The organism is Sulfurospirillum sp. HTRB-L1 (genome assembly GCF_059415125.1).
This window is the reverse complement of the sequence record NZ_JCAHZR010000004.1, coordinates 163,039-178,239: the sequence shown is the minus strand read 5'-3', so window position 1 is coordinate 178,239 and position 15,201 is coordinate 163,039. Positions and strand designations below refer to the sequence as shown.

The following is a 15,201-nucleotide window of genomic DNA, read 5'->3' as shown; positions in this document are numbered from 1 at the left end:
GGAAAATTTGTAAGGCAGGGGTATAAAGTTTTTTGCCAACCAAGCGATATGGTTTCTAACAGCAAGGATGCTGAATACACTTAAAAGGATTTAAGATGAGTTTCCGTATTAACACTAACGTATCGGCGATGAACTCGCACACGTCTAGCGTTGCCAACAACCGTAACCTTTCGGGTTCTTTGGCGAAACTTTCCTCAGGTTTGAGAATCAACACTGCCGCTGATGATGCATCAGGTATGGCTATTGCCGACTCTCTTCGTTCACAAGCTAGTGCTCTTGGTCAAGCGATTAACAACGCAAACGATGCGATGTCAATGGCGCAAACCGCTGACAAGGCGATGGACGAGCAATTAAAAATCCTCGACACCATCAAAGTCAAAGCAACCCAAGCAGCACAAGATGGCCAAAATGCCAACTCACGTAAAGCTCTTCAAGCGGACATCAAACGTTTGACTGAGCAACTTGACAACATCTCAAGCCAAACAACCTTCAACGGTAAGAGTTTGCTTTCAGGTTCGTTTACCAATGCCCAGTTTCAAGTGGGTGCGTACTCTAACCAAACTGTTAGTATGTCTATTGGTGCGACAAGCTCAGACAAAATCGGCCATACCCGTTTCGAAACAGCTGGCGATGGCGCTGCTGCTACTTCCTCAACAGGCGGCACAACCCAGTTGACCTTTACTTTGGCAACAGGCGGGGAAATCACGTTAGAAGAAGTGGTTATTAGTACAGGTGCTGGAACAGGTGTTGGCGCTTTGGCTGAAGTGATTAATAAGAACAGTGACCTTTTGGGTGGTGTCAGTGCAAGCTGGAGCTTAACCGCGACAGGAGGCAGTGCGATTACATCAGGAACGTTTGGTACCATTATTATTAATGGTGTTACGATCGCTACATCGCTAGAAGTGGAAGCCAATGATCGAAGCGGTGTTTTAGTGGATGCTATCAATACCCACAAAGAAACAACGGGAGTTGTGGCAAGCGTGGATGCTGAGGGTAAACTCCAATTAACTTCGACTGATGGTCGAGGTGTGGCGGTTACTGGACTTACTGGCGGCACAGACGCCGATGCCGATATTGATGATGGTGGCTATTTTGGTCGCTTGACGCTTATTCGTGCAGGTGCTGCAGGTATCGAGGTGACAGACGATAGTGGTGATGATATGTTTAGTACATCAGCTAGACTTACAGCCAGTGTTTCTCTTCGCGACATGATGGGCGAGATTGACAATGCAACAGCTGATGCTATGGGTGCGTTTACCAGTGCCAATGCCATTGGTGCTGATGAAGACTTGGGCGCGGGTGTTACTACCTATGCGGGTGCACAAGCGATGATTAAAATCGCGCAATCTGCCCAAGAGCGCCTTGATACCATCCGTGCGGACATCGGTTCTGCTCAAAACCAACTTACTGCAACGGTAAATAACATCTCCGTAACGCAAGTAAACGTAAAAGCGGCTGAATCTCAGATTCGTGATGTTGACTTTGCTTCTGAGTCTGCGAACTTCTCTAAATATAACATCCTTGCACAATCAGGAAGTTATGCGATGAGTCAAGCTAACTCAGTACAACAAAACGTCCTAAGACTGCTTCAGTAGTCTTTAGGAACTTTTTAAGCCGATGGGAGGAGACTCTCATCGGCTTTTTTGGTTTAAGGGGCATGGTTTTTGCTTTACATGTAAGACCTCAAACTAAAGGCAGATGATGGAATTTTTTGAGACTAATCTTTCTGTGCTTGATGCACACAACCCTTCTCTTGCGCGTCGCCTGCGTGCCATAGGGGAATTAAAGCATTTTGAGATTTTCATGGATGAGGGCAATGTTGCCTCGCTCAATGCGGTGCATACAACCCATTTTACTCCTCTTTATGAAGGCTCTCCTGCGCAAAGTGTGGAGGAAGATACTGCGCGTTATATAGCTTTTGATGAACACCCCTTTCTTTACATGTATGGATTGGGCAATGGGGTGCTCATTAAAAGATTACTAGCAAACCCAAAACATGAGCGCATCGTAGTGGTGGAGCCTGAGGATGAGCTTTTGTTTGTGGTGTTGCATATGGTGGAGTTTGCTGCTGAACTTCAAAGCGGAAGGTTGGTGCTTTTTGGGCAAGAAGAGGTGGACTTCCCGCGGATGCTTGGGCTGTTTTTGGGTCAAAAAACTTTGCATTACGCCAAGGTATATGACTTGCATGTCGCGACTTCTTACTACGAAAAATGCCACTTAGACCATTTGCATTTTACCAATCAAACCCTTATCGAGGCCCTTTATCAAGGGGTGAACGTGGCGGGCAATGACCCAAAAGATGCGCTTATTGGTCTGAAGCACCATGTGGTCAATTTGCCAAAAGTGCTCAAAACCCCGCCTCTTGGAGAACTCCTCAAAAAACTTGGCACGACAGAAGCAGCCGTGCTTGTTTCTACGGGCCCTTCGCTTACTAAGCAACTCCCTCTTTTAAAACGCATCGCTCCTTATGTGCGCATCGTTGCGGTGGATGCAAGCTTTCCTGTGCTCTACCGTGCGGGCATTAAGCCTGATGTGGTGGTGTCTGTTGAGCGAGTCGTGGAGAGTGCGAAGTTTTTTACAGAACTGCCTGCGGAGGCTTTTGAGGGTGTCGTGTTTGCGCTAACCTCTTTACAACACAAAGCGGTCCTAGGGAGCATCAAGGGCGGGACACTGCAGGTGAGCTTGCGCCCCCTTGGTTACATGATGTTCACTGGACCAGATGAGTGGGGGTATCTGGGGATTGGGATGAGCGCGGCAAATATGGCGTATGAGCTCATTTACCACGGAAAATTTAAAACATGCATTTTGATAGGGCAAGATTTGGCCTACGGGAAAGATGGCGTTTCGCATGCAGATGGGCATGTGTTTGGGCAAAGCAATGTCAAAGAAAAAGAGGGTGATGCGTGGGTAGAGGGCTGGGGCGGCACAGGGCGCGTGCGTACCAACCACACGTGGGATATGTTTAGAAAATCTTTTCAAAAAGACATCGCAGAGACCAAAGAAACGTTGCTAACAGTCAATGCAACCGAGGGTGGGGCGAGCATTTATGGGGCGATTGAAATCCCTTTTGTTGAGGCTGCGGCGTTACATGTAAAGCAAGAAAAGGTAAAAACGCCCCTTGTGCTAGGGTATGCGCGTCAGCAAGATGTGCTGCGCATTGGTGCTGAGGTGGAGCGTAAAGTGGAAGAGATGACTGCGTATACCCAAGCGCTGTTAGAGGAAACCAAGGCGCTTTTTTTGGATGTGGCGGCTGCGAGTGAAGATGGGGCAACAAGTGCGACCGTTTTTGAAGAGCTGATGGCGCGCATAGGGAAAGTCAAAGGGCGCTTCGAGGAGCCCATTTTTGAAAAAGTGGTGTGGCACATAGCCCAGTCGATGATGCTTTCTCAAGAAATCGCCCTTGCGCCTCTTGTGGTGCAAAAGGTCGAAACAGCGGCACAACAAGAAGAGAAAACCCGCGCGCTTGTGGAGGCGCACAAGCCGTGGTTGTTTGCGTTTGCAGGGATTATGGATGCGCTTTTAAAGACTGTCACCTTCGCCAAAACACGAAGGCTCATCGATGAGGTGGAGCGCATTGATGTTGAGGTGGAAGGCGAAGTGATAGATAGCTTTACATGTAAAGAACTCAAGCCCACACTTGGGCGGGTGTTTGACGTGGATATGCGCGGGATTTTGTACGACATGCCAGACATGCATGTGGGCAAAGCCGCGGTCTTTAAAGACGCCAAAACGGGCAAGGTGCTGCCAGATGCCTTTGTGAGCGTCATCGCGCGGGAGGATGAGAAATACAATGAACTCAGCTTTATGAAAAGCCTCGAAGAGCCCATAGACGAAGAGAAGATAAAAGACCTCTACTGCCCCAACGCCATCGGGTTTTTAGCCACAGAAGAGAATCTGGCGGACGAGGAGTTTGTGGGGTACATTAAAGAGTTGATGGAGCGGTTTCCGGATGTGGAGTTTAAGGGGTTTGGGCTGAGAGAGCATCAGCTAAAAATGGCGAAAGAGAATTTTGAAAACAGCAATATGAGCCTTTTTGTTTCTGATAGCATATATCACATTGCACAAGAAGTAGAGATCTTTATTTGGACCTTGTTTAGCACGCTTGATTTAAGGGTACACTCTTGTTTTGTTAGAAGAAATTTAAAAGTTTTCGGATTATTTTGTCATTTAAACGATCCCTTAAAGGCAAAAAACATGACGCTCTCAGATTATGATGCGAAATTAAATAACTTAAACTATATCACATATACAAATCCTAAAAAACTGGGCTTTAGTGCTGAGCAAATAGTTAAATATGGAGCTAGCCACACCTTATTGGTCTATAGCGATATATTTAGTGATTTAGATTTAGAACCTATTAATATAAATAGCAATGCATTTGAATTTTATAACTTTACAATAGTAAAATATTTTTTTGAAAATCAAAGATTCAAAGATTACATAATTAGGTTTTATAATGCAACGACTAAATAACTTAGCCCCAAAGATATTTATACTAGATGTTGATGGTGTTATGACTGATGGACGTTTTTATTATACGTCTGATGGTAAAGCTATGAAAATATTTGGTCCGGATGATCATGACGTGCTTTCAATGTTAAAGACTTTCTTGGAGATATCATTTGTTACTGGTGATTCTCGCGGGTTTAATATATCAAGAGCAAGAATAGTGGAGGATATGGGTATGCCGCTAGAGCTAGTCAGTACGGTCAAACGAATAGATTGGATTAAGGAAAAATGGAATACAAAAGAAGTGATATATATGGGTGATGGCATTTTCGATCATTATGTTTTTAGAGAGGTTGGCTACGGAATAGCTCCTGCAAACGGAGATAAATATACGAAGTCTGTAGCAAACTATGTAACTAGCAGAAGTGGTGGAGATAGGGCAGTCGCAGAAGCTGGCCTACACATTATGGAGAAATTTTTTCAAAAATATGATCCAAAAGAGATGCCCAACAGGCAGATTAAACTGAGTGGCAAGTGGATTGTATGATAAAAGATTTTATTTTGCACAATAAAGCTACACTGTTATGCGCTGGACCAATGAGTAAAAATTGCATTGATTCAAGCATTGAATTATCTGCAAAATTTAATGTACCACAAATTTTAATTGCCAGCAGGAGACAGGTCGATTCAGGAGAATTTGGTGGCGGATATGTTGAGAATTTTACAACCAGTCAATTTGCGCAGTATGTGAAAATCAAAAATCAAAAAAATATTTTTTTAGCTCGTGATCATGGAGGGCCTTGGCAGGGGAATTATGAGTCTATTGGCGATTTAAACCTACAAGAATCAATGCGTATTGCTAAAAAATCTTTCGAAGAAGATATCTTGGCTGGGTTTGATTTTTTACATATTGACCCAAGTGTTCCTGTACAAAAAGAAGAGTTGTCTATCGAAACAATTTTAGATAGACTTTTTGAACTCTATGGACATGCTTATGAATTTGCCAAAAAGCATAACAAAAATATTTATTTTGAACTTGGCACAGAGGAGCAAAATGGATATGCAGAAGATTTAGAACAGTTTGAATATTTTTTAAATGAAACACAAAAATTTTGTCAGATAAATAAGATAAAAGGTCCAACATTTGTTGTAGCGCAAACTGGTACAAAAGTTATGGAAATAAAAAATATTGGAGGATTTGCGCAAGCAGAATATATAGATACTCTTTTGGGTAAGATTGGGGACACATTGGCGATTTGTAAAAAATATAGCGTGATGCTTAAAGAACACAATACGGACTATCTTTGTAGTGAAGCTTTGGCTTTAAGACCCATTTTAGGTATTCATGCTTCTAACGTAGCGCCTGAGTTTGGAGTCGTTGAGACAAGGGGGCTTTTGTTCCTTCTGAAGACTTTCGGATACAAGCAAGAGTTCGATTTGTTTCTAGATATTGCAATAGCTTCAAATAAGTGGAAAAAATGGATGCTAAAAGATAGTAAGGCTACAGAGATAGACAAAGCTATAATTTGTGGTCATTATGTATTTGCAGATAAACAAATAAAACAAATGAAAGAAAAAATAGCAAATGATTTATTGGGTAAAAATATATTTTTAGACGAATATCTCAAAACTTTAATCAAGCAATCAATGACAAAATACATGCAATTATTTAAAATGATATAAGGGACTAAACATGTATGATAATTTGGATTTAGAATGTATTTTGTTAAAGATACCCAATGGTTATCAAATTTGTAAAAATGTTATAAATAAGATTGATAATAATATGAATATTGATATTGCTATAAATGGTGAGTTAAAATTAATAAAAGCGTTATCCAAGCTTAATAATATTGAAATTATTTTTGACGTAGGTGCGAATATTGGTAAATATTCTGTGGAGGTTTTGAAGTATATACATCAATTAAAGCAACTATATTTATTTAATCCGGTGCCGGAAAACATAATTATCTTAAGAGAAAATATTACAGACAAGAGGGCTATTTTTATTCAGTCGGCCATGTCAAATGTAAATGGCAGGACAAAATTCTTTCAAGTCATTAGTAAAAATTCTGGACACAGCTCTATTTATGATATGAACAGTATCGGATACGCAACTAGCTCTAGAAAAATTATGTGTGATGCCATAACACTCGATACTTTTTGTGAAAATAGATTAATTGAAAAAATAGACTTTATTAAATTAGATATTGAGGGCAACGAATTTAACGCACTACTTGGTATGCAAAATTTATTAAAAAATAATAAAATAAGGTTTATACAGTTTGAATTTGGACACGCTTCAAGAGCCTCAAGAACACTTTTTTTAGACTTTGTTGATTTTTTCAAAAAATATAATTTTAATATTTTTGTCATAAAGCCCAATGGTCTTGAAAAGGTTGTATATACTCCTTTTTTTGAAAATAAGTACGATGTTGGTAATTTTTTAGCTTGTTGCAGTGAAGAATATAATTTAATAAATACCTTTTTATCAATGGAGTAAGCAGTGATCATCCAAAAACCATGGGGAAGAGAAGAGCTCTTAGAAAAAAATGAGAGATATATGTTTAAAAGACTTACAATGCTTAAAGGACATGCGTGTAGTTTGCAATATCATGAAGTAAAAATAGAGACAGTATATCTTTTAAGTGGGTTCTTAAAAGTATATATAGGCGACAAAGAAGATGAACTTGATGAGATTATTATGGAGCCAAATGATTATATGACTCTGTGCCCCCACAAGATACACAGAATGGAAGCATTGGAAGATTGTATTTATCTCGAAGCTTCTACGCCAGAGCTAGAAGATGTGGTAAGACTTCAAGATAGATACAAAAGGGCTTGATTTATGAATTACAAAGTACTTATTGCATCCGCCGGACTTGGCAATCGACTAAAGGGAATGACAAAAAATGTAAATAAAGCCCTTATATCTGTTGCGCATAAACCTGCAATTTCGTATATTGTTGAAAAATTTGATGAGAGTATTGAGTTTGTGATACCTGTTGGATATAAAGCTCAAACTGTAAAAGATTATTTGACATTGGCTTATCCAAATAGAAAGTTTACTTTTATAGATGTCGATTTGTACGAGGGCGAAGGATCTGGACTTGGCCATACGATTATGCAATGTGAAAAAGAACTTCAATGCCCCTTTATCTTTACGTCTAATGATACGATAGTGTTAGAGGATATCAAGCCACCTGCTCACAACTGGGTGGGACAAGCTCAAACCGAAGATAATAGTCAATATAGAACCATAAAAAGCGAAAAAAGAAATGTTGTAGAGATTTGTGCTAAGGGTGCTGAGGGTGATGTAAAAGCTTATATTGGTTTAGCTGGTATTTTTAATTATAAAGGGTTTTGGGAGGCTATGAAAAATGGAATTAATCAAGGCTCGATTGAGATAGGTGAAAGTTTTGGCTTGCGGGCATTGATAGATATTGGGATTGAGCCTGTTGATTTTACTTGGTTTGATACGGGAAATATAGACCAACTCAATAGAACAAGAAAACATTTTTCAAAAAATATAGAAGCAAATGTTTTAGAAAAAGAGGAAGAGGCGATATGGTTTGTAGATGAAAAAGTTATAAAATTCTCTATTGATAAAGACTTTATAAAAGATAGGGTTCAAAGAGCCAAAACATTAGGCAACTTTATACCAAAAATAGAAAACTCAACTGAGAATATGTATGCCTACAAAAAAGTAAAAGGAGAGATTTTTTCAAAAAATCCTACGGTTGCAACATTTAAATACTATCTTGATTGGATGGAGGGTTTTTGGGAGAAAAAAGAGCTCGACAAAAATGATCAAGATAAATTTGAAAAAGTTTGTATGGAGTTTTATAAAGATAAGACATATAAAAGAGTTAAACAGTATTTTACCACTTTTGAACAGATTGATAGCGAAGAGATTATCAATGGAAGCAAAGTTTCTAAAGTCTTTGAATTGCTTGGTAAGGTTGATTGGGAAGAGTTGTCAAAAGGAATACCAGTAAGATTTCATGGTGATTTGCACTTTGAAAATATTTTAATAAATGATGGCGAAAAGGCTCCGTTTACCTTGCTTGACTGGAGACAAAACTTTGGTGGGATTATGGAGTATGGAGATATTTATTATGATTTTGGAAAGCTAAATCATGGAATTATTATGTCGCATGAGCTTGTGAATAAAAATCTTTTTGAAGTAAAACATAAACTAAACACCGTTCATTATGATTTTCTGCGAAAGCAAAATCTGGTTGATTGTGAGCACTACTTTAAAGAGTGGATAGAAAAGCAAGAATATGACTACAGAAGAGCCCAACTCATGACAGCATTAATATACCTTAATATTGCTGCACTCCATCATTATCCATACAGCTTATTACTTTTTTATCTCGGGAAAAATATGTTAAATGAAATACTGGAAGAAAAATAATGAATATTATAAGTAGAAATAAATGTGTTGTAGCAAATAATGAGGATTTAGAGCATTTATATACATTTAAGAAGTTTCCTGTATTTATGGGGTGTTTGGCACAAGATAAAGATAAAGATTTACTTTTTGATATGAGCTGGAGTATATCAAGAAGTAGTGGTTTGATACAGCTAAATAAATTACTTCCTCTTAACATACTGTATCCTGAATCCCATGGAGCAGGCGTAGTCGGAGTATTGTGGATGAAGCATCATAATGATTTTGCAAAATTTTTAAATCAGTGCAATCCAAAAGGAGTTATAGAAATAGGCGGAGCTCATGGGATTTTATCAAGAAAATACCAACGTTATGAAAAAATTAACTGGACAATAGTTGAACCAAATCCAGTGCCGGCTGAAGGCGTGAAAGCACGATTTGTAAAAGGATTTTTTGATGATAGTTTTAAATTTGAAGATGATTATGACGCTATAGTTCATTCCCATGTTTTTGAACACATTTATTATCCAGATGCCTTTGTAAAACATCTATCAAGCTTTATGGAAGATGGTAAAAACTTAGTTTTTAGTCTTCCCAATATGCAAGTGATGCTTGAGCGAAAATATACCAACTGTATTAACTTTGAACATACAATTTTTCTCACAGAACCATATGTAGAGTTTTTACTTGCCAAACATGGATTTAAAATAGATAAAAAACATTATTTTATGGATGATCATAGTATTTTTTATGGCTGTATAAAAGATTCTTCAATAAAGCCAATAGGGCTAGATTCTAGCTTGTACGAAAAGAATAAAAAACTCTATTTAGATTATGTAGATTTTCATGAAAAATTAGTTGCAGATTTAAATGATAGAATTAAAAAATCAGATGGTCCAATATATCTGTTTGGTGCGCATGTGTTTGCTCAATACTTAATAGCATTCGGACTAGATACTAAGAATATTGTTTGTTTACTTGACAACGACCAAAATAAACGAGGCAAAAGATTATATGGAACGGATAAACTTGTAGAGTCGCCAAGGATACTTAAAGATGCTAAAAACCCAATAGTAATACTTAAAGCCGGTGTTTATAATGATGAAATCAAAAAAGACATCTTGGAGAATATCAATGCAAACACCAATTTTTGGGAGTGAGATGGAGCTAGTAGAAAGAAATTTCTGTGTCTATTCGGGAAATGCCGATTTGGAGCATTTGTATACGATAGAAAGATTTCCATTACTCATGAACTGTGTGGAAACAACACAAGAAAACGACCAGTTTATCGACATGCGTTGGTTTATCAGTAAATCAACTGGAAGTATTCAGCTAAACCCTCTGGTGCCTATGCATGTTTTGTACGATCAGGATCACGGGGGAGGGACCGTCGGGGGAGTATGGAAGAGTTATCATGAGAAATTTGCAAAATTTATAGGCCAAGATAGAGTTAAAGAAGTACTTGAAATTGGTGGAGGGCATGGCTATCTCTCCAAAGCATACAAGGGACAGATGCCAGATGCGAACTGGTCTATTCTTGAACCCTCTCCTAGGCCCGATGATGATGTGGATGCGGTGTATATTAAAGGGTATCTGGAAAAGTTTGATCGCTCGCAGGCACCCAAAAATCTGGAAGCGATTGTGCACAGCTATGTCATCGAACATGCTTTCCAACCAAATGAGATGATTAAAAACATCAATCGACTATTGGAGATGGGCCAGATGATGTATGTCTCATCTCCAAATTTTCAAGTCGGGCTTCTGAAAAAATACCCCAACACACTGAATTTTGAACACAACTACTATATCGATGGGCAGTTTGCGCTTCGAATGCTTGAGGTGAATGGTTTTGAGATCAAGAGAACGGAACGGCATTTTGAAGATTATGCACTTTTTATAGCAGCTCAAAAAATAGAAGATGCCGAAAAGCTTCCTAAAGCTCATTACCCCAATCGATATGAAGAGACCAGAAAAATGTTTTTTGAGTATATGAACTATTTCAAAGATTTTGCTTCAGAGTCCAATGAAAAGATCAAAAACTCAGAAGATGTATTTCTGTTTGGCGCGAGTATCTTTGCACAGATGATTTTATCTTCTGGGCTGAATCAGGAAAAAATAAAAGCCATACTGGATAACGATGCTCAAAAACAAGGCAAAAGACTCTATGGAACAGGCCTAAGCATCTTGTCTCCAAAAATTCTTGGACAATATGATACTCCAATTGTGATACTGAGGATGGGACTATACAGCAAGGAGATTAAAAAAGACATCCTAGAAAATATCAATCCAAATGTGGTGTTTTGTGAGTAGAAAAAGCAATGGCTCAACCAGACAAGATAAAAGATTATATGGAACGGGTAAGCCTGTAGAGTCGTCAAAGATGCTTAAAGCTATTGAAAATCCAATATTAATACTTAAAGCAGGTGTTTATAATGATGAAATACGAAAAGATATTTTGGAAAATATAAACTCTAATACTGAGTTTTGGGAATAAACGATGAACACACCAACATTAGCTATATTTGCTAATTTTAGAATTAATAATGGGGAAAGACTTCAAAGGATGAAAGATTCTTTCCTATCTTTTAAGGATATTAATGCTGAGAAATGGGTGATAAATATTCGTGGTGAATTTAAACAAGAAGCTATGTGTTATTTAAAAAATCATTTGTCTTGCAAGATTATTCCCTATGAACTAGAATCAAAAGATGGATGGTTTTTTGATTCAAGATTAATGCTAAAAGATATTTCAAGTGATTTTGTTTTCTTTTGGATTGAAGACCACGTAAATATGATAAATGTAAAAAAATATGATGAAATTTTAAGAGAAATGAAAAAAGGCGCGGTCGACCACTTAATATATAGCTGGTGGCACGATGGATATAAAAATAAGTTTAAGAGTATAGAAAGTATAGATTCTGATAATTTGTTGCTTTATGAGTTAGACCATAGGAATTGTAAAATAATTGAAAAAAATATACAAAAATATTTCTATACAGTTTCTGCCGTAAGCATTACAAAAAAGGAATTTTTTCAAAATATACTTGAAGTCAATCATCCTATTATAAAAAGATGGCCTATAGAAACTCCCTTTGATTTTGAAAAAAGATCAACAGATCGTGAGTTTCTACCATTTGTTCATGCTATACCAAAATATGAGTTATTTGCATCTATTGATGATAACCATGGAATAATAGGCTATAGTCTTATAGACAGGGGATTATATCCAAATAGGGTAACAAGAACCCGCATGGCAAGTATAGAAAACAAGAAAAAAGCAAATGCCAATATTTTAGTTTCTGTAATTGTGCCTAATTACAACAATTCGAAATATATATCAGAATGTTTAGATAGTATTATTAATCAAACATATAAAAATCTAGAAGTCATTATTGTTGATGACTGCTCTACTGATAATTCCTTGGACATTATTCGAGATTTTGAAAAAAAAGACAAAAGAATCAAAATAATAAGTAATGCCATTAATTTTGGCATTTCAAAAACAAGAGATATTGGAATCAAAGCATCATCAGGCAATTGGATTACAACCTTAGACAGTGATGATTACTACTTGAGTTCTGAAAAAATAGAAAAAGAAATGGAGCTTATATCAAAACATAATCACAATGGTGTAATAGCTTACTCCGGAATAGTTCATGTCGACGAAATGGGCAATGAGCTTACGAGAGTAATGGTTGACCAAAATATAAAAGAAGGGTATGTGTTTGAAGATATGATAACACGTAATTTTGCTATCCCTAGAGACTTTATTTGTTCAAAAGACCTATATGTGTATGTTGGGGGATTCGACTACAATATACCACTTTATGAAGATTGGGATTTAAAAATAAGGCTATCAAAAGAAGCGAAATTCTATTATTCTGGAATTGATGGAATAGCCTACAGGAGACATTTGTGTGGCTTATCTTCAGCAAAAAAACAAGATCATCAAAAATGGGTGAAATATATTTTTGACAAAAATACGAAAAACTTAAAAAACAAACATGAATTAGAACTGACATTAATGAAAAATTTTAATTTTAATTCCCCACTCAATAAATCATTACTTAATTTTATAGTAACTCAACTGATAAATAAAATAAAAGAATTAAATATAACTAGTTTCTCTATTTTTGGCATTGGTGAGTTAACTGATTTGTTTTTAATTAAATTTGCCTTGGAGAACATTAGTGCTGACATTAACTTCTTGATTACCTCGGAAGCTGAACACTCTACAATTAGATACAATGAAATAAAAGCGGTTTCACCCAGAGAAGCACTAAAAAACGGAGAAAATATTTTTATACTATTGTCACATAAAAACACACAGGTGTTGGAAGATATTTTAATTGATGAATCCATTGAGCACATGCTGCGACCCGAAAGATTAATTATAATAAAAGCAAAGACGGAAGGATTTTAGTGGAAAAGGAATATTGGGAGAAATTTTACGAAAAATTTGGATACGAGAAAGATATTCAAAAGCATAGTTCTTTCGCAGAATTTTGTCAATCGGAAATCTTTGGACAAAGGCGACTCAATATTGTAGAGCTGGGGTCGGGCAATGGTAGAGATTCCATCTTTTTTGTTAAAAATAATCATAGTGTAGTTGCCATAGACCAAAGTATTAAAGCAATTAATATAAAATCTAACAAGTTGCCTCCAAGATACAAGGATAAATTCGTGCTTAATAATGCTGACTTTGTACTTGAGAATTATTCCAATTATTTTGATATTGATGTTTTTTATTCAAGATTTACATTGCACTCCATCACGGAAGAAGATGAAGATATAGTTTTGAAAAAAATATATAAAGCCTTAAAACAAGGAGGTCTTTTTTGTATTGAATCTAGAACTATTAAAGATGAACTATATGGCCAAGGCAAGCGGCTTGAAAAACATGCTTTTTTTACAGACCATTATAGAAGGTTCATAGACTCAGATGCTTTTACAAAAAAGGCATTAGCTATTGGATTTAAAATAAATTATTTTTTAGAAAAAAATAATTTATCAATCTATAAATGCGATAATCCAGTTTTAATGAGGATAATTCTTGAAAAATAAAATCTTAACAAAAAAAGGTGACTTTTTTTATAGCCCCATTGAACTATTTATTGGAAGAAAACTACTTGATATAAAAACCTGTAGAGAAAACCTGCTTCTGTTCAAGCAAATTATGGATAAAAGTAATATTAAATTTGGATTAATGTTTGGCACGCTTTTGGGTGCTGTTCGTGAGAAAAATTTCATAGTTCACGATGAGGATGTGGATGTATTTATTTTAGATGAACTAAGAGAAGATATTTTACAAACTCTTTTTGAATTTAACGAATGCGGTTTTCAAGTGGCAAGATACTCTGATAGCCTGCTAACTTTAATTAGAAATGACGATTATATTGATATTTATTTTTTTAAAGAAAGAAGAACTGAACGATATTGTTTTAACTATATATACTCATCAGATTATTTTACTGAATTAATGGAGTATACTTTTTTAGATGCAAAGTTTAATATTCCGCGAAATCATATCAAGCTTCTTGAGGAAATTTATGGAAACGATTGGTATATTCCTAAAAAAAACGCCCATGCAAAGGGAAATGCTGAGAGTAAATTTAATTCTAAATATAAATTTTCAATATCTTTTAACAAATTTCTAAATCAAATAATGAGACTAAGCAATAATACAATAATTTATGGCTATGGCACGATAGGTAAAACAATACATACACTTGTTCCAGATAAAATTGTTGGCTATGTTGATATAGCCAACGAAAACCATCACCCGTGCAATCTAAAAAACATGATCTATGATGGAATCATTATAAGTGTTCTGGGCAGAGAGGAGGAGATAATCCAATACTTAACGAAGGATTTATGTGTGGATCCTGATAAAATACTAACATTGGAATTGTGAAGTGATTGATTTAAAATATTACCCTAAAATCTCAGTGGTAACTCCAAATTATAATGGAGCAAAATATTTAGAACAGACAATCCTAAGTGTACTTGGTCAAAATTATCCAAACTTAGAATATATAATTATTGATGGTGGCAGCAGTGATAATTCGATTGAAATTATTAAAAAACATGAAGAAAGTTTAACTTGCTGGGCGAGTGAGCCTGATGGTGGAATGTATGAGGCAATTCAGAAAGGATTTGATAAATCAACAGGCGAGGTGATGGCTTGGATTAATTCGGATGATATGTACCATCCCAATGCTTTTTTACAGTTGCAGAGATATTTTCATTATCTGACGAAATTGAGTGGCTAACTGGTGCCAATACAAACTTTGACGAGCAAGGCAGAACCATAAATACAAGACCTTCACATAAGCACAGCAGATACTCTCAATTTT

14 protein-coding genes are annotated in these 15,201 nt (G+C 36.5%); all 14 read left to right on the top strand.

Features of this window, described 5'->3' with window-relative positions; translation table 11 throughout:
* Positions 1–95: 95 nt before the first annotated feature.
* The gene (locus tag AC5SLM_RS08620) at positions 96–1,595 is read left to right on the top strand and encodes a flagellin B (RefSeq protein WP_495250545.1); all 1,500 of its coding nucleotides are present in this window, start codon (positions 96–98) and stop codon (positions 1,593–1,595) included.
* Between the two features lie 106 nt (positions 1,596–1,701).
* A complete protein-coding gene (locus AC5SLM_RS08615; protein ID WP_495250544.1) occupies positions 1,702–4,473 on the top strand; it encodes a motility associated factor glycosyltransferase family protein in 2,772 nt (923 codons plus the stop codon).
* Positions 4,457–4,996 (top strand): HAD hydrolase family protein, encoded by a 540-nt coding sequence (locus AC5SLM_RS08610; RefSeq protein WP_495250543.1) that lies wholly within the window; start codon positions 4,457–4,459, stop codon positions 4,994–4,996. Before AC5SLM_RS08615 ends, AC5SLM_RS08610 begins: the two co-directional genes overlap by 17 nt.
* The gene (locus AC5SLM_RS08605) at positions 4,993–6,132 is read left to right on the top strand and encodes a hypothetical protein (RefSeq protein ID WP_495250542.1); all 1,140 of its coding nucleotides are present in this window, start codon (positions 4,993–4,995) and stop codon (positions 6,130–6,132) included. The genes AC5SLM_RS08610 and AC5SLM_RS08605 overlap by 4 nt, the downstream gene beginning before the upstream one ends.
* A 10-nt stretch (positions 6,133–6,142) precedes the next feature.
* Complete coding sequence (locus AC5SLM_RS08600; RefSeq protein WP_495250541.1) at positions 6,143–6,952, top strand: FkbM family methyltransferase; 810 nt, start codon at positions 6,143–6,145, stop codon at positions 6,950–6,952.
* Positions 6,953–6,955: 3 nt separating this feature from the next.
* Positions 6,956–7,294, top strand: coding sequence for a cupin domain-containing protein (locus AC5SLM_RS08595; RefSeq protein WP_495250540.1), 339 nt, complete (start codon positions 6,956–6,958; stop codon positions 7,292–7,294).
* Between the two features lie 3 nt (positions 7,295–7,297).
* Complete coding sequence (locus AC5SLM_RS08590; RefSeq protein ID WP_495250539.1) at positions 7,298–8,869, top strand: glycosyltransferase family protein; 1,572 nt, start codon at positions 7,298–7,300, stop codon at positions 8,867–8,869.
* Positions 8,869–10,005, top strand: coding sequence for a class I SAM-dependent methyltransferase (locus AC5SLM_RS08585; RefSeq protein WP_495250538.1), 1,137 nt, complete (start codon positions 8,869–8,871; stop codon positions 10,003–10,005). The genes AC5SLM_RS08590 and AC5SLM_RS08585 overlap by 1 nt, the downstream gene beginning before the upstream one ends.
* Before the next feature lies 1 nt (position 10,006).
* The gene (locus AC5SLM_RS08580; RefSeq protein ID WP_495250537.1) at positions 10,007–11,155 is read left to right on the top strand and encodes a class I SAM-dependent methyltransferase; all 1,149 of its coding nucleotides are present in this window, start codon (positions 10,007–10,009) and stop codon (positions 11,153–11,155) included.
* Positions 11,148–11,339 (top strand): hypothetical protein, encoded by a 192-nt coding sequence (locus tag AC5SLM_RS08575; protein ID WP_495250536.1) that lies wholly within the window; start codon positions 11,148–11,150, stop codon positions 11,337–11,339. Before AC5SLM_RS08580 ends, AC5SLM_RS08575 begins: the two co-directional genes overlap by 8 nt.
* A gap of 3 nt (positions 11,340–11,342) precedes the next feature.
* A complete protein-coding gene (locus AC5SLM_RS08570; protein WP_495250535.1) occupies positions 11,343–13,268 on the top strand; it encodes a glycosyltransferase family 2 protein in 1,926 nt (641 codons plus the stop codon).
* Positions 13,268–13,909: a class I SAM-dependent methyltransferase gene (locus AC5SLM_RS08565; RefSeq protein WP_495250534.1), complete on the top strand. Its 642-nt coding sequence runs from the start codon at positions 13,268–13,270 to the stop codon at positions 13,907–13,909. The genes AC5SLM_RS08570 and AC5SLM_RS08565 overlap by 1 nt, the downstream gene beginning before the upstream one ends.
* Positions 13,899–14,759 (top strand): LicD family protein, encoded by an 861-nt coding sequence (locus tag AC5SLM_RS08560; protein ID WP_495250533.1) that lies wholly within the window; start codon positions 13,899–13,901, stop codon positions 14,757–14,759. The genes AC5SLM_RS08565 and AC5SLM_RS08560 overlap by 11 nt, the downstream gene beginning before the upstream one ends.
* A 1-nt stretch (position 14,760) precedes the next feature.
* Entirely contained in the window at positions 14,761–15,117 is a 357-nt protein-coding gene (locus AC5SLM_RS08555) for a glycosyltransferase (RefSeq protein WP_495250532.1), read from the top strand.
* Positions 15,118–15,201: the final 84 nt, after the last annotated feature.